The sequence below is a fragment of the Kribbella sp. CCNWLW201 genome, from assembly GCF_037203805.1.
Lineage (GTDB): Bacteria > Actinomycetota > Actinomycetes > Propionibacteriales > Kribbellaceae > Kribbella.
Map to the genome: position 1 here is coordinate 437,696 of NZ_JBBCBQ010000008.1, position 15,055 is coordinate 452,750.

Below are 15,055 nucleotides of genomic sequence, written 5' to 3' on the forward strand. Positions count from 1 at the left end.
ATGGGTGCTCGGCTAGTGGTGGGAGGGCTGATGGCGGAGGTTGTTCGGGCTGCGTTGGTGCAGACGTCGTGGACGGGTGACAAAGAGTCCATGATCAAGGCGCACGAGGAGTACGCGCGGCAGGCCGCCGCGGCCGGTGCGCGGGTGATCTGCTTCCAGGAGTTGTTCTACGGGCCGTATTTCTGCCAGCTCCAGGACACCGAGTACTACGAGTACGCCGAGTCCGTGCCGGGGCCGACGACCGAGCGGTTCGCCGCGCTGGCCAAGGAGCTCGGGATGGTGATGGTGCTGCCGGTGTACGAGCAGGAGCAGCCCGGCGTGCTGTACAACACGGCCGCCGTGATCGATGCTGACGGCAAGTACCTGGGCAAGTACCGGAAGAACCACATCCCGCAGGTGAAGGGGTTCTGGGAGAAGTTCTACTTCCGCCCGGGCAACCTCGGGTATCCGATCTTCGACACCGCGGTCGGCCGGATCGGGGTGTACATCTGTTACGACCGGCACTTCCCGGAGGGCTGGCGGGCACTCGGACTGGCCGGGGCGAAGATCGTGTTCAACCCGTCCGCGACCAGCCGCGGCCTGTCGGCGTATCTGTGGAAGCTGGAGCAACCCGCGAGTGCGGTGGCGAACGAGTACTTCATCGGCGCGATCAACCGGGTCGGGATCGAGTCCGACTTCGGTGACAACGACTTCTACGGTACGTCGTACTTCGTCGATCCCGAGGGCAAGTTCGTCGGCGAGGTCGGGCACGACCACGATCCGGAACTGATCGTCCGGGACCTGGACCTCAGCCTGCTGGACACGGTCCGGGATCGCTGGCAGTTCTACCGCGACCGCCGCCCCGACGCGTACGGCGACCTGACCAAACCGTAAGCACCAAGCCGTCAAGCTGCACAGGCCGTCTCAAAGGGGAGCACGGATATGTTGCTGGTCAAGGGTGGAACCGTCGTCGGGCCGACCGGGACGCAGGTCGCCGACGTCCTGGTCCAGGGCGAGAAGATCGTCGCGCTGCTCGATCCGTCGTACAGCCAGGCGATCACGCCCGACGAGGTGATCGATGCCACGGGCAAGTACGTGATCCCGGGCGCGATCGACGCGCACACGCATATGGAGCTGCCGTTCGGCGGCACCGCGGCGAGTGACACGTTCGACACCGGGACCCGGGCCGCGGCCTGGGGCGGTACAACGACCATCATCGACTTCGCCGTCCAGCGGACCGGCGAGGTGGTCCAGGACGGGCTGGCCGCCTGGCACGCGAAGGCCGACGGCAACTGCCACATCGACTACGCGTTCCACATGATCCTGGGCGGTGTCGACGACGACTCGCTGAAGGCGATGGACCAGCTGGTCTCGGACGAGGGCGTGACCAGTTTCAAGCTGTTCATGGCCTATCCGGGTGTCTTCTACTCCGACGACGGCCAGATCCTGCGGGCGATGCAGACCGCGCGGGAGAACGGCGCGATGATCATGATGCACGCGGAGAACGGCATTGCGATCGACGTCCTGGTCCAGCAGGCGCTGGCCCGCGGCGAGACCGACCCGATCTACCACGGCATCACCCGGCCGGCCGCACTCGAGGCGGAGGCAACGAACCGGGCGATCGCGCTGGCCGAGGTAGCCCAGGACTGCCCGCTCTACATCGTCCACCTGTCGGCCAGCCAGGCTTTGGAGCACGTCGCCGAAGCCCGCGATGCCGGCCGGAACGTGTTCGCCGAGACCTGCCCGCAGTACCTGTACCTGACGCTCGAGGACCAGCTCGGCGCGCCCGGGTTCGAGGGCGCGAAGTGGGTCTGCTCGACGCCGTTGCGAAGCAAGCACGAGTCGCACGCGAAGGACCTGTGGAAAGGCTTGCGGAGCAACGATCTCGCGATCGTGTCGACCGATCACTGCCCGTTCTGCATGAAGGACCAGAAGGAGCTCGGCGTCGGCGACTTCTCCAAGATCCCGAACGGGATCGGCGGGGTCGAGCACCGGGTCGACCTGATCTACCAAGGTGTGGTGGACGGCCAGCTCTCGCTCGAACGCTGGGTGGAGACGATCGCGACCACGCCGGCCCGGATGTTCGGGCTGTACCCGCAGAAGGGGATCGTTGCCCCCGGCTCCGACGCCGACCTGGTCGTGTACGACCCGAACGCGACCACCCGGATCAGCGTCGACACCCACCACATGAACATGGACTACTCGGCGTACGAAGGGGTCGAGATCAAGGGCCGAGTGGGCACCGTGATCTCGCGCGGCGAGGTCATCGTGGCCGACGGCAACTACCATGGCCGCAAGGGTCGCGGGAAGTTCCTGCAGCGCGGCCTGTCGTCGTACCTGGTCTGAGGGGGGAACCGTGGACTTCGGAGTGGTGTTTCAGTGTGATCCGCCCGCGTCCGCGGTGGTGGACCTCGCCCGCAAGTCCGAGGACGCCGGATTCGACTATGTGTGGACGTTCGACTCGCATCTGCTCTGGCAGGAGCCGTTCGTCATCTACAGCCAGATCCTGGCGAGCACCGAACGGGTGATCGTCGGCCCGATGGTGACGAACCCGGGCACCCGGGACTGGACCGTGATCGCGTCCCAGTTCGCCACCCTGAACGAGATGTTCGGGAACCGGACGATCTGCGGGATCGGCCGCGGCGACTCCGCGCTCCGCACGCTCGGCGCCAAGCCCGGCACGATCGACGAGATGAAACAGTGCGTCGACGTGGTCCGGTCGCTGGCCCGCGGCGAGACGGTCGAGTACCGCGGCCAGCAGCTCAAGTTCGCCTGGGTCGAGAACGGCGCGCTGGACGTCTGGGTCGCGGCGTACGGCCCGAAGGCGCTGGCCGCGACCGGTCAGGTCGGCGACGGCTACATCCTGCAACTCGCCGATCCGGACATCGCCGAGTGGATGATTGCGGCGGTACGACGTTCCGCCGAAGAAGCCGGCCGGGACCCGGCGGCGATCAAGTTCTGCGTCGCGGCACCGGCGTACGTCGGGTACGACATCGACCACCAGCGCGAGCAGACCCGGTGGTTCGGCGGAATGGTCGGTAACCATGTGGCCGACATCGTCGCCCGGTATGGCGCGTCCGGGGCGGTGCCGAAAGCGTTGACCGACTACATCGAGGGTCGCAAGGGCTACGACTACGCCGAGCACGGCCGGGCCGGAAACACCCACACTGACTTCGTTCCGGACGAGGTCGTGGACCGGTTCTGCATTCTCGGCCCGGTCGAAAACCACCTGTCCCGACTGGCCGAGCTGAAGTCGCTCGGTGTCGACCAGTTCGCTGTCTACCTGCAGCACGATGGCAAGGAAGAGACCCTCGAGGCATACGGGAAAGACGTCATTCCGTACGCACGCTGACTCGTTCCGCGGCCCGTGCCAGCGGTGCCGCGGTTGAAGTCACGCCCGCCGCCACGCGGCCTACGACCCCGCCGTACAAGCCGGCCTCCTCGTAGCCGACCCCATCACCTGGTGGTTCCGCGAGGGCGAGATCAAGCTGTCGGGGTCCAGCGGTATGCGCCCGGGAGGAGGTCGGTGATGAGGACTGAGCCGGTGCCTTCTGGGGTGGGGAGGATGACTCGGATGGCTGGGTGGTAGTCGACGAGGATCTGGCGGTCGCGGCCGCAGGGGCCGACTACGCCTCGGCCTTCGTTGCCTACGGCTACGATCGTGGTGAGTTCGCGGGCGCCTTCCGCGCGGGCTCGGCCGAGTGCGACCAGTTCGGCGCACGGTCCGCCGGTGAAGTGGTACAGGTTGATCCCGGCGTACATGCGCCCGTCCACACCCCGCACCGCCGCGCCCATAGTGTAGACCCCGTCCGGTCCGTCGGTGTTCGCGTCGACGGTACGACGGGCCAGTTCGATCAGCTCCTGGTCCGCATCGGTCAATGCCTGCACGATCATTCGCTGATACCTGACCTTTCCACGCCCTGCACGATCCAGTGCTGCAGGAAGATGAAGATGACGACGAGCGGCAGGATAGCGATCGCGGCCGCGATGAAGAGTTGCGGGAGGTTGATCGTCTGGGCGGTGAGGAAGGTCGACAGCGCGATCTGCACCGTCCACGCGTTCTGATCGGGTGCGATGACGAGCGGCCAGAGGAACGCGTTCCAGGAGCCGATGAACGTGATCGTCCCGATCGCCGCGACGAACCCCTTCGAGTTCGGTACGACGACCCGCCAGAACGTCCCCCAGTACCCGGTCCCGTCCAGCTGCGCCGCCTCCTCGAGCTCCCGCGGGAACCCGAGGAAGTACTGCCGGAAGAGGAACGTCGCGAACGCCTGGAACAACCCCGGCACGATCAGCCCGCGCAACGTGCTCACCCACCCGAGCGTCGAGACCAGCACGAAACTCGGCACGAACGTCACCGCGGCCGGGATCAGCAGTGTCGCGACGATGAAGTAGAACACCGCGTTCGCGTACCGGAACGGGATCCGCGCCAGCCCGTACCCCGCCAGCCCCGAGATCACCAGTACGCCGACCGTCTGCACGACCGCGATCACCAGCGAGTTCACCAGACTCCGCGCCATCGGTACGGTGGGGTCCCGGAACAGCTCGGTGACATTGCTCCACTGCAACGCCGAAGGGAAGAACTTCCACGATGGCGACGTGATGTCGGACTCGGTCGACAGTCCGTTGCGCACGAGCAGATAAAACGGGAGCAGGAACAACAGTGCGCCACCGATCAGTACGACGTACCTTATCGCGGAGCCGGCCTTGTCGGTACCAGAGCGCTGCATCTCAGTCGTCCCTCCGCCCGAGCCCGACGAACCGTCCCTGCGCCAACGCGATGATTGCTATCAGCAACGTCAGGATCACCGCGCCCGCGCTGCCGTGGCCGAAGTCCTGCCCCTGCCCGAGTGCGGCGTAGTACAGGTAGACCAACGGCGGACGCGCGTACGGCGGATAGCCGCCGGCACTGGACAACAGGTTGTAGAACTCGTCGAACGCCTGGAACGCGTTGATCAGAAGCAGCAGCAGTACGGCGGTCGACGTCGCCCGCAACTGGGGCAGCGTGATGTAGCGCAGCACCCGCCAGCCGGTCGCGCCGTCGATCGCGGCCGCCTCGTACAGCGACGGCGCGATGCGTTGCAGTCCGGCCAGGAACAGGATCATGTAGAAGCCGGTCTGCAACCACATCCGCGCGCTGACGATCACCAGCCAGTACCACGGCGGCTGCGTCACCGACAGCCACGCGACCGGCTCGATCCCGAACCAGCCGAGCACGGTGTTGGCCAGGCCGAACCGGACACCGTTGAAGATCGACAACTTCCAGATCAGTGCGGCCACGACGTACGAACAAGCCGTCGGCAGGAAGAACACCGAGCGGAAGAACGTCTTGGCCCACCGAGCCCGGTTCACCAGCAGGGCCAGCCCGAGCGATAGCACGAACGTGGTCGGCACGATGAACACGGCGAACACCACGAAGGTGATCAGGCTGGACCGGAACGCCTCGTCCCGGAGCATGTCCAAGTAGTTGCCCAGTCCAACGAAGTTCGTCGGCGTGACGGTGTTGTGCGCGTCGAAGAAGCTGAGCACCACCGACCAGACGATCGGGATGTAGACGAACACCAGCAGCCCGAGCACGAACGGCCCGACGAAGACCGCGAACCACAGGTTGCGGTCGTGCCGGCCCCGCAACCTGGTCGCGAGCGCCGAGCTCATCCGGTGATGCGCTTGAGCTCGGCCTCCACCACGGCCTTCACCGCCTTGATCTCGGTGGCCGGGTCACTGCCGCTGCGGATGATCCGGTTGAGTGCGTCGGAGTACGCCGTACCGGACTTCGGCGACCACAGGATCGGGGTCTGCGCGTGCCCGTTCTCGTTGACGAACTTCACCGCGTCCGCGGCCGGCCCGGACTTCAGCTTGTCCGCCTTCTCCGCGAGACTCTTGCGGGCCGGAATGTGGAAGCCGTACGACTGGGCGAAGTCGAGCTGCGAGGCGGTCTGGTCGACCCACAGCCACTTGACGAACTTCTTTGCCGCGTCGATGTTCTTCGACTTCGAGTTCACGATCGAGCCGTAGGCGCCGACCGGGACACTCGGCTCGCCGGTGGTCGCGTTCAACTTGGGCCAGGGGAGTACGCCGAAGTCGTCTCCGAACGCCTTCTGGATCGCCGGGAGGGTCCACAGGCCGGTGAACTGCATCGCTGTCAGGCCCTGAGTGAACGCGGACGGGTCGGACCAGTCGGTCGGTGCCCCGAGCAACAGACTCTTCGAGGTGAACAGCTCGCGCAGCTTGCGCAGCGACTCGACCGCGGCCGGGTCGTCGAAGCCGAACTGGTTGTCCTCGGTCAGGTAGTCCAGCCCGGCCGACCACAGCGCGGGACCGCCGAGGATGCCGACGCCGCCGTCGTTGCCGACGAACAGGCCCTTCACCTTGTCGTTGGTCAGCTTCTTCGCGGCCGCGAGCAGCTCGTCGACGGTCTGCGGCGGCTGTACGCCGGCGGCACTGAGCAGGCTCTTGCGGTAGACGAGCAACTGCATGTCGGTGACCTGCGGGATCGCGTACAGCTTGTCCTGGTACGTCACCCGCTTGATCAACGATGGCGTGAAGTCGGACTTGGTGGCGTCGTCGAGCAGGTCGGTCAGGTCGACCACCTGACCGCCCTTGATCATGTCGATGGTGGGGCCGTTGCCGTACTCGAAGACGTCCGGACCGTTGTCGGTCAGCAGTGCCGCGGCGGTCTTCTTGTCGTAGTCACCAGGCGACCACTGCACGGTCACGGTCGCGTCCGGGTAGTCCTTCGCGTACCGCTCGACCGCCTGCTGCGTGCCGGCTTCGCCGTACTGGTGATACCACTGCGACAACGCCGGCTTGCCGCCGCTCGACCCGCCCGATGACTCCCGGCCGGTGCTGGATCCACACCCGGCCACGGCCATCGCCGCCAACCCACCACCCACCGCCAGCAACCGCCGTCTGGTGACCCCAGTACCCACCATCTCTCGCGTACCTCCAGCTCCGGCGCGGTCCCACAGCCCGCGCTCCAAGCCTCGACCCTACGACTCCCGGGTCGCTCGGCACTCGATTTCCATCCCCTGGAAAATACAGTGGTGTGGTTGACATTCCGGGGTAGGGTGCCCGCCGATCAGCTGCGGTCCGCGAGCAGCTTCTCCATCGAGTCGAAGAAGCCGTTGTAGCCCATGATCGTCGCGTCGATCTGCTCCTGGGTGAAGTCGCCGGCGGGCTGGGTCAGCGTCATCTCGGTGCCGCCGGCAACCTCCGCGAAGGTGACGATGATCGGCTCACCGGTTGGGTTCGCCGGGTCGTCGGTCATCGTGAAGGCCAGCCGCTCCGGCGGGTCGACCTCGGTGTACTCGCCGACCCAGTGGATCTGGTTGCCGTCGGGCAGCTGCATCACCGCGTTCCAGGCGCCGCCGACGCGCACGTCCAGGGACAGGGTGTCGAGCGGTACGTCGACGGCGTCGGTGCCGAACCAGACCGAGAAGTGCTCCGGTTTCGTCCAGGCCTCGTAGACGAGCTCGCGCGGTGCGTTGAAGGTGCGGGTGACGGTCAGGGTGTCAGTCATCGTCGTTCTCCTTGGCTGTAGTGGCTTGATCTGTGGTCGCACGGTCGTTGTGCTGGAGCTTGTCGAGATAGCTGCCGAGCGTGTCGAAGCTGCCGGCCCAGAACTTGGCGTAGTCGCCGATCCACTCCGACGCCGCCGCCAGCGGCCGCGCATCGAGGCGGGCCGGCCGGTACTGCGCGTCACGTCCCCGGCTGACCAGCCCGGCGGTCTCGAGCACTCGCAGGTGCTTCGACACCGCCGCGAAGCTCATCTCGAACGGCTCTGCCAACTCCCCGACTGTCGCCTCCCCCTCCGACAGTCGCGCCAGGATCGCGCGCCGGGTCGGATCGGCGAGGGCCGCGAAGGTGCGGCTGAGCTGGTCGGTCGGCATGGCCGCTGTCTCCTATTCAACCAACTAGTTCTAAACCGATAGGTTGAATATAGCTTATGAAGACGCCCTGTCAAGGGCCGGCCGTACGACGCTGGGTCGTGCGGACCCGTCGTACGGCGGCTGGCGGTGTGGGCCGTCGTACGGCGTCAGGCGTCGGACAGGCGGGCGATCGTTGCGGAGGCCCGGCGGACGATCGGGACGGGACCCTCGGGGAGAACGTCGCCGATGAAGCTGTAGTGCCGGAGCACCTCGGGCGGGATGCCGCCGGGGCGGTGCCGGCTGTGATCGCGAACCCAGTCGATGATGTCGCCCCAGCCCGGAGCCGCGAGCGAGCCGCCGAAGTGCTGCACGGACAGGCCCGCGCACAGGTTGCCGAACGCCAGCCGGTGAGCCAGCGGCCAGCCGCGGAGGGTGCCGAGTACGAGTGAGGCGAGGAACACGTCGCCGGCCCCGGTCGGGTCGTACGAGCGCACCGGCAACGCCGGGACCTGCTCCTCCTCGCCAGTGGTCGAGTCGATCGCCAGTACGCCGTCCGCGCCGTTCGTCACCACTGCCAGCGGCACCCGCTCGGCCAGCTTGTGCAGCGCAGCCTTTGGCGTGTCAGTCCGGGTATACGCCATCGCCTCGCTCGCGTTCGGCGTGAACGCATGGAAGCCCTCCAGGACCTCGAGTAGGGCGGGGGACCACTGGTCGGTGGGGTCCCAGCCGACGTCGCCGAACAGCAGTGCGCCGGACTGCATCGCCTCGAGCGTCCAGCCGGGCAACTCGTCCTCGACCGGGACGATCGCCGAGCGAGTCTTCAGACCCGGACCGACCAGTTTGCTCGGATCGCCGGGCGCCTCGTGGGCGTGCGTGACCATCGCCCGGTCCCGGTCGAGCGACATCGAGACGGTGACCGGCGAATGCCAGTGGCCGATCCGGCGGGAGTGGGACAGGTCCACGCCCTCCTGGTCGGCCAGGGTCCGCCAGCAGAAGTCGGCGTAGACGTCGTCGCCGAACACCGACCCCAGCCCGGTCTTCAGCCCGAGCCGGCTGGCGGCGATGGCGAAGTTCGCGACACCGCCGGGGCACGAGCCCATCCCCTCCGCGAAGATCTCCGTCCCGGTGGCCGGGGCCGACTCCAGTCCGGTCAGCACGATGTCGAGGAACACGGTCCCCTGTACGAACACGTCGTAGCCGTCGTCGGCCTCGTCCATCACGGTGACACTGCTCCTTGTCAGACTGGGCGGTCTGTCGGTGGCGGGTGGAATGGTTCCCTTCGTAACATCTTCGACCGGTCACCACCATGGAATTGGGAGGACGTGTATGCGCGTCGGGGTGTGTCCGTGATTCCGACCTGGATGGCGGTGGTCGGGGTCGTCGCGACCGTGCTGAGCCCGTTCCTGGCTCTCGGCGGGGTGGCGCTGGGGGCGTATCTGACCCGCAAGTCCGACCGCGAGCTGGATGTCTGGCGGCACCGCGAGGAGACGATGCGGATGGTCCGGTGGTCGGTCGAGCAGATTCTCGAGGGGACGGACGCCGGCACCGACGCCGGTGTCGTCACGCTCCGCTCCCTGATGCGGTCGGAACTGTTACAGCCCGAGGACTACGACCTGGTCGCCGCGCTGACCGCCGCTGTCGCGATCGACCGCGTCGGCGCGGCCGCGTACGCTGAGATCGCGGAGGCAGATACCGAGATCGTCGAGGGAGACGGTGCGCATGGCTGAGAAGAAGACCGTGAAGGTCTCCCGCCAAGCCGTCGAGTTGGCCCGGCTACACGTCGAGGCCGCCCGCCGGGCCGGCCGCAAACCCGAGCCAGGCGTGGCCCGCATCGCCGACGCCCGCCCCGACAACGGCAACGGCACCGCCCCGGCCCCCGCCTGACCTGTGGATAACTCCACCGGCTGACTGGCGAAAACGGATACGCTCAAGCAGGAAGAACAGGGGGCGGCGCCGCGCCCACCGGCCCCCCCGTAGCTACCCCGTCACACGCCGCACCTCGTCGTACACCGGCTCGTCGCACCTCGTCGTACACCGGGTATCGGACGGGGATGTACGGTCCGGCACGTCTGGTCGGCGGCACGCCCGGGACCACCTAGACTGATCCGCGGCCGCTCCGGTGGCGTACGGTGCACTTCGTGGTTACCGCTGCGTCGCTCCCTGTTCCCGACCACGGCCGGATGATCCCGTGATCCGCTTCGAGAATGTGTCCAAGACGTACGAGGGCCAGTCCAAGGCCGCTCTGCTGAACGTCAACGTCGAGATCGAGAAAGGCGAGTTCGTCTTCCTGGTCGGCACCTCCGGGTCCGGCAAGTCGACGTTTCTTCGTCTGGTTCTGCGTGAGCACCGGACGTCCAAGGGTCACATCATGGTGGCCGGCAAGGACCTGAACCGGCTGGCCAGCTGGCGGATCCCGCAGATGCGGCGCCAGATCGGCACCGTCTTCCAGGACTTCCGGCTGCTGCCGAACAAGACGGTCGCCGAGAACGTGGCGTTCGCCCTGCAGGTGATCGGCAAACCCCGCTCGCACATCCGCAAGACGGTTCCCGAGGTGCTCGAGCTGGTCGGTCTGGACGGCAAGGAGGACCGGCTCCCCGACGAGCTGTCCGGCGGTGAGCAGCAGCGGGTCGCGATCGCGCGGGCGTTCGTGAACCGGCCGATGATCCTGATCGCCGACGAGCCGACCGGAAACCTCGACCCCGGTACGTCGGTCGGCATCATGAAGCTGCTGGACCGGATCAACCGCACCGGGACGACGGTCGTGATGGCCACCCACGACGTGTCGATCGTCGACCAGATGCGCAAGCGCGTGATCGAGCTGGAGAACGGTCATGTCGTCCGCGACGAGTCGCGCGGCGTCTACGGCTACCAGCACTGAGAACAGGGATTACTGACTGATGCGCTTGAACTACATCCTCTCCGACCTCGGGATCGGTCTGAAGCGGAACCTGTCGATGACGATCGCGGTCGTCGTCACCATCTGGGTCTCGCTGTCGCTGTTCGGCAGTGCGCTGCTGGCCCGCGAGCAGGTCGAGCTGATGAAGGGGAACTGGTACGACAAGATCCAGATCTCGGTCTTCCTCTGCACCAAGGACTCCGGCGGCCGCGGCTGCTCGGGCACCGAGGTGACCCAGGAGCAGAAGAATCGGATCCGTCAGGTGATCGAGTCGAACCCGGACACCGCGCCGGACGGCGTCTTCGGCGAGTCGAAGAAGGAAGCGTTCGAGCAGTTCAAGAAGCTGTACAAGGACTCGCCGATCGTCAGCACGGTCACCGAGGACCAGATGCAGGAGTCCTTCCGGGTCAAGCTGAAGGATCCGCAGCGCTACCAGAACCTGGTCAGCGCGGTCGCCGGCCTGCCGGGCGTCGACACCGTCCAGGACCTCAGACAGTATCTGGATCCGTTGTTCAAGGCCCTGAACGGTTTGCAAGTCGGGGCCCTGGTCGCCGCGGGGCTCCTGCTGGTCGCCGCGTTGATGCAGATCTCGAACACGATCCGGCTGGCGGCGTACGCCCGCAGACGTGAGATAGGCATCATGCGCCTGGTCGGCGCATCGAACTTCTATATCCAGCTGCCGTTCCTGCTCGAAGCGGTCCTGGCAGCACTCATCGGCGCGGTCCTTGCCTGCGGCACCCTGTGGGTCGGGGTGTACTTCGTCGTCATGCAGCGGGCCCAGGAGACCTTCCGGGTCTGGCAGTGGGTCGGCGCCACCGAAACCTTCCGCGCCACCCTCATCATGGTCGTGGTCGGCCTGGTGCTCGCCGTCGTCCCGACATTCCTGACAACGCGGAAATACCTCAAAGTCTGACCCGGGTGACCTATCGTGCAGTAGCACGACAACTCAACCCAGAGCAAGGGGTCGACCTGTGGTCCCGCACTTCCCCGGTGCGAACCCGCGTCAGCGGGGGAGCATCAAGCGAGACGACAGCACCGGCACCACCACGACGCCGCGCCCGCGATCACGCACGAGACCGCCGGGCCGGCAGACGGTCGTTGCCGCCTGCTGCCTTGTCCTGTCCCTGTCCGCCGGAGTCCTGGCGGTGGTGTCGCCTGCCCAGGCGGATCCACCCGATCCCGCCGCCCGGAAGAAGCAACTCGAATCGCAGATCGACCAGTCCAAGGCCGATCTCGCCGCGGCGTCCGACCAGCTCGGCAAGTCCGCCGCCGCCTACAACGTGGCGGACGCGAAGTACAAGGCCGTCCAGCAACGGTACGCCGTTGCCCAGGGCAAACTGGCGGCCGCGAAGGCTGCCGATGCGGTTGCCGCGGGCAAGCTCCGCGCCGCCGAGCAGGCGCTCCGTACGGCGGTCGCCGACGTGGAGGCGGGCGAGAAGCTGATCGCCGAGAAGCGCGCCGTGGCGGGTCGCGCGGTCAGATCGGCGTACCAGCAGCAGAACAGCCTGGTCGGGTTGTCGATCGCGCTGCGCGGCGCGTCGCCGGCGGATATCGCCACCGGCATGCAGGTCCAGCGCAACGTGTTCGGCATCCAGGGCAACGCGATCACCAACCTGAACAACGCGCAGGCGCAGCTGGTGAGCAAGCGGGCCAAGGTCGCTCAGGCCGAGAAGGCCGCTGAGGCGGCGCGGGCCGAGGCCGCCCGGACGGTGCAGCAGGTGACCGAGCTGACCAAGCAGGTGGCCGCGGACAAGGCCGAGGCCGCTGTGGTCGCGCAGGCCAAGCTGGTCGCCTACAAGGCCGCCGAGAAGGAGAAGAACTCCGAACTGGCGCAGTACAACGCCCTGCTCCGGGAGCGGAGCCGGGTCGAGCAGATCCTGATCGCGCGGGCTCGCGCCGAGAAGGCCGCCGCGGCCCGTCGCAAGGCGGCGCGGGAGAAGGCCGAGCGGGAGAGGGCCCGGAAGGAAGGTCGCCCGCCGCGTCCGGTTCCGAATGACCCGGATGACAACGGACGGCTGAGCTACCCGATCAACAGCTACATCACGTCACCGTTCGGCATGCGGTTCCACCCGGTCCTGCACTACTGGAAGCTGCACGACGGGACCGACTTCGGCGGCGGCTGCGGTACGCCGATCCGCGCGGCGGCCAGCGGGGTCGTCACGGACAGGTACTACAACGGCGGTTACGGGAACCGGGTGTTCATCTCGCACGGGGTGATCGACGGCTCCTCCATCACCACCGTCTACAACCACCTGTCCCGCTTCAAGGCCCGGGTCGGCGAACGCGTCAGCCGCGGCGAGATCATCGGGTACGTCGGCACCACCGGGTACTCCACCGGCTGCCATCTGCACTTCATGGTCTACCAGGACGGCCGGGTGGTTAATCCGATGAAGTGGCTCTGAACTGTCTGAGATACTGGTCGGATGGTGAAAGAGACCGGCCGGAAACCGATCGCGCAGAACCGTAAGGCGCGACACGACTACCACATCGAGGACGTGGTGGAGGCCGGACTCGTGCTGACCGGGACCGAGGTCAAGTCCCTGCGGCAGGGTCGGGCCTCCCTGGTCGACGCGTTCGGGGCGGTCCGCGGCAACGAGCTGTGGCTGCAGGGGATGCACATCCCCGAGTACAAGCACGGCACGTGGACCAACCACGAGCCGCGCCGTGCCCGCAAGCTGCTGCTGCACAAGGACGAGCTGCAGAAGCTGATCCGGGCCGTCGAGCAGCAGGGTGTGTCGCTGGTCCCGCTGTCGCTGTACTTCAAGGACGGTTACGCGAAGGTCGAGCTCGCCACCGGGCGCGGCAAGAAGGACTACGACAAGCGGCACGCGCTGGCCGAGCGCCAGGCGAACCGCGAGGCCCAGCGAGCCCTCTCCGACCGGCGCCGCGACCGCTGAACCCTGGGTCCCCGCCGAGGTGGCTGGGGTCCGGTCAGGGACGGCTCGGGGCTGCACCCGATGGGGTGAGCGGCTTCCGGCGCGCACAGTGGAGGCATGTCCACTTCAGACCTGCTGGTGACGCCGGCCCAACGGGACCGAGCCGTCGAGATCCTCAAAGAAATGTACGCCGACGGCCGGCTGGACCACGGCGAGTTCGACACCCGGCTGGAACTGGCTCTGAAGGCCCGCACCCGGGCCGAGCTGAACAGCACGTTCGACGGCCTGGTCTCCCGGCCCGTTCCGACGTACGCCCCCGCCGCCTTCACCCGTCCGGCGCCGATGCAGCGCTACACCGGTGACGGTCGCGGCATGGGTACGGTCGCCCACTGGCTCGGCTACCCGACCTTCTTCGTCGGCCCGGCCATCGTGGTCGCGACAGCCGGCCAGAAGAACCCGGCGGTCCGCAAGCACGCGGTCGAGGCGCTGAACTTCCAGCTGAGCGCGTTCGGCGCGTTCGCCCTGCTGGGCATCATGACCGGGGTAACGGAGGGCTTCACCGCATTCCTGTTCCCGCTCCTCGGCATCCTCTGGTTCATCCTCACCGGCATCGGCGGCCTCGCCACCGCGGTCGGCTCCAACTTCCGCTACCCCTTCACCCTCCGCTTGATCAAGTAACGCTGAGTGGCCATACGGTACGGCGGAACGCGCAATGACCGCGTGACGTCGTACGAGGGAATCTGAAGTGCGGACAGTGCGTTGCACTTGATAGTGTGGATCTTCCACCACCCTCCGGGGCTGGTGGGAGTTTGAAAACTCAACAGGGGGTGAACGGTTTCGACTTTGGACGTTAGTTCCAAGAGAAGCGGGCCGAGGATCCAGGGTTATCTCGTTAACGATCTCTGGAAACCAATAACTGCCGATGCTAAGCGCAGTAGCTTCGCTCTCGCCGCCTGACGGTCTGAGCAACTAAAGAAGCGGTCAGCCCGGGGATGCTTCCGACCCGGTTCCTGGCCTCAGCTAGGAAGCTTGCTTTGTTAGCCCGGTCACGGGGCTAGCACGGGACATTTACAGTGACTGAGCCTGTCAGCGACGTGTCTGTGAGAGCGCTGGGGCCGAGAAAAGCGACTAACAGACTGCGCCCGGAGAAGTCTTGGAGCAACGCTGAAGGACGCGGGTTCGATTCCCGCCACCTCCACGAGTGCGATGGGCGACGTGTGCCTGCGGAAAGCGCAGGCCTCGTCGCCCTCGTCATGTTGTGCGCCTTCGCTCCGCTCGGCGCGAGCGGGGGCTCCGCCACCCGCACCCCCTACGCCTTCGCTTCGCTCGGCGGTTGGGGTGCTCGCCGCGGTTGGGTTTGCCTTCGCTTCGCTCGGCGGTTGGGGTGCTCGCCGCGGTTGGGTTTGCCTTCGCTTCGCTCGGCGGTTGGGGTGCTC

At 66.9% G+C, this 15,055-nt stretch carries 17 protein-coding genes and 1 other RNA gene; 11 read left to right on the plus strand and 7 right to left on the minus strand.

Translation table 11 applies throughout. The features are described 5' to 3' along the window. Positions 1-30 precede the first annotated feature (30 nt). From V9K99_RS30570 to V9K99_RS30580, 3 genes are read left to right on the plus strand one after another with little or no spacing between them, the layout of a single operon-like run. Positions 31-873: a nitrilase-related carbon-nitrogen hydrolase gene (locus tag V9K99_RS30570; protein ID WP_337005540.1), complete on the plus strand. Its 843-nt coding sequence runs from the start codon at positions 31-33 to the stop codon at positions 871-873. Between the two features lie 48 nt (positions 874-921). Then, positions 922-2,325, plus strand: coding sequence for a dihydropyrimidinase (gene hydA, locus V9K99_RS30575; RefSeq protein WP_337005542.1), 1,404 nt, complete (start codon positions 922-924; stop codon positions 2,323-2,325). Positions 2,326-2,335: 10 nt separating this feature from the next. Continuing rightward, complete coding sequence (locus V9K99_RS30580; protein ID WP_337005544.1) at positions 2,336-3,331, plus strand: TIGR03842 family LLM class F420-dependent oxidoreductase; 996 nt, start codon at positions 2,336-2,338, stop codon at positions 3,329-3,331. A 131-nt stretch (positions 3,332-3,462) separates the two neighbouring features. Here V9K99_RS30580 and V9K99_RS30585 read toward each other — a convergent pair whose 3' ends face one another. The 7 genes from V9K99_RS30585 to V9K99_RS30615 form a co-directional block, all read right to left on the minus strand. After that, positions 3,463-3,873 carry a cytidine deaminase family protein gene (locus V9K99_RS30585; RefSeq protein WP_337005546.1) on the minus strand — a complete coding sequence of 137 codons (411 nt, stop codon included), beginning with the start codon at positions 3,871-3,873 and terminating at the stop codon, positions 3,463-3,465. Further along, the gene (locus tag V9K99_RS30590) at positions 3,870-4,709 is read right to left on the minus strand and encodes a carbohydrate ABC transporter permease (RefSeq protein ID WP_337005548.1); all 840 of its coding nucleotides are present in this window, start codon (positions 4,707-4,709) and stop codon (positions 3,870-3,872) included. Before V9K99_RS30590 ends, V9K99_RS30585 begins: the two co-directional genes overlap by 4 nt. 1 nt (position 4,710) lies before the next feature. After that, positions 4,711-5,634 (minus strand): carbohydrate ABC transporter permease, encoded by a 924-nt coding sequence (locus V9K99_RS30595; protein WP_337005550.1) that lies wholly within the window; start codon positions 5,632-5,634, stop codon positions 4,711-4,713. Beyond that, entirely contained in the window at positions 5,631-6,911 is a 1,281-nt protein-coding gene (locus V9K99_RS30600; RefSeq protein WP_337005552.1) for an ABC transporter substrate-binding protein, read from the minus strand. The genes V9K99_RS30595 and V9K99_RS30600 overlap by 4 nt, the downstream gene beginning before the upstream one ends. 146 nt (positions 6,912-7,057) lie before the next feature. Continuing rightward, the gene (locus V9K99_RS30605) at positions 7,058-7,498 is read right to left on the minus strand and encodes an SRPBCC family protein (RefSeq protein ID WP_337005554.1); all 441 of its coding nucleotides are present in this window, start codon (positions 7,496-7,498) and stop codon (positions 7,058-7,060) included. Next, positions 7,491-7,868 carry an ArsR/SmtB family transcription factor gene (locus tag V9K99_RS30610; protein ID WP_337005556.1) on the minus strand — a complete coding sequence of 126 codons (378 nt, stop codon included), beginning with the start codon at positions 7,866-7,868 and terminating at the stop codon, positions 7,491-7,493. The genes V9K99_RS30605 and V9K99_RS30610 overlap by 8 nt, the downstream gene beginning before the upstream one ends. A gap of 146 nt (positions 7,869-8,014) precedes the next feature. Continuing rightward, entirely contained in the window at positions 8,015-9,064 is a 1,050-nt protein-coding gene (locus V9K99_RS30615) for a carbohydrate kinase family protein (RefSeq protein ID WP_337005596.1), read from the minus strand. Between the two features lie 129 nt (positions 9,065-9,193). On the opposite strand from V9K99_RS30615, the gene V9K99_RS30620 reads away from it, so the two are divergent. The 8 genes from V9K99_RS30620 to ssrA all read left to right on the plus strand — a co-directional run bounded on the left by V9K99_RS30620 (position 9,194) and on the right by ssrA (position 14,820). Next, on the plus strand, positions 9,194-9,574 hold the full coding sequence (locus tag V9K99_RS30620) for a hypothetical protein (protein ID WP_337005558.1): 381 nt from the start codon (positions 9,194-9,196) through the stop codon (positions 9,572-9,574). Continuing rightward, positions 9,567-9,731, plus strand: a complete 165-nt coding sequence (locus V9K99_RS30625; protein ID WP_337005560.1) for a hypothetical protein — start codon at positions 9,567-9,569, stop codon at positions 9,729-9,731. The genes V9K99_RS30620 and V9K99_RS30625 overlap by 8 nt, the downstream gene beginning before the upstream one ends. A gap of 304 nt (positions 9,732-10,035) precedes the next feature. Beyond that, on the plus strand, positions 10,036-10,725 hold the full coding sequence (ftsE, locus tag V9K99_RS30630) for a cell division ATP-binding protein FtsE (protein ID WP_077013482.1): 690 nt from the start codon (positions 10,036-10,038) through the stop codon (positions 10,723-10,725). Between the two features lie 19 nt (positions 10,726-10,744). Continuing rightward, positions 10,745-11,656 carry a permease-like cell division protein FtsX gene (gene ftsX / locus V9K99_RS30635; RefSeq protein ID WP_337005566.1) on the plus strand — a complete coding sequence of 304 codons (912 nt, stop codon included), beginning with the start codon at positions 10,745-10,747 and terminating at the stop codon, positions 11,654-11,656. A 58-nt stretch (positions 11,657-11,714) separates the two neighbouring features. Next, positions 11,715-13,145 carry a M23 family metallopeptidase gene (locus tag V9K99_RS30640; protein WP_337005568.1) on the plus strand — a complete coding sequence of 477 codons (1,431 nt, stop codon included), beginning with the start codon at positions 11,715-11,717 and terminating at the stop codon, positions 13,143-13,145. Between the two features lie 21 nt (positions 13,146-13,166). After that, the gene (gene smpB / locus V9K99_RS30645) at positions 13,167-13,640 is read left to right on the plus strand and encodes an SsrA-binding protein SmpB (RefSeq protein ID WP_337005570.1); all 474 of its coding nucleotides are present in this window, start codon (positions 13,167-13,169) and stop codon (positions 13,638-13,640) included. A gap of 96 nt (positions 13,641-13,736) precedes the next feature. Continuing rightward, on the plus strand, positions 13,737-14,297 hold the full coding sequence (locus V9K99_RS30650; protein WP_337005572.1) for a DUF1707 and DUF4870 domain-containing protein: 561 nt from the start codon (positions 13,737-13,739) through the stop codon (positions 14,295-14,297). A gap of 145 nt (positions 14,298-14,442) precedes the next feature. Further along, positions 14,443-14,820: a transfer-messenger RNA gene (gene ssrA, locus V9K99_RS30655) on the plus strand. Positions 14,821-15,055: the final 235 nt, after the last annotated feature.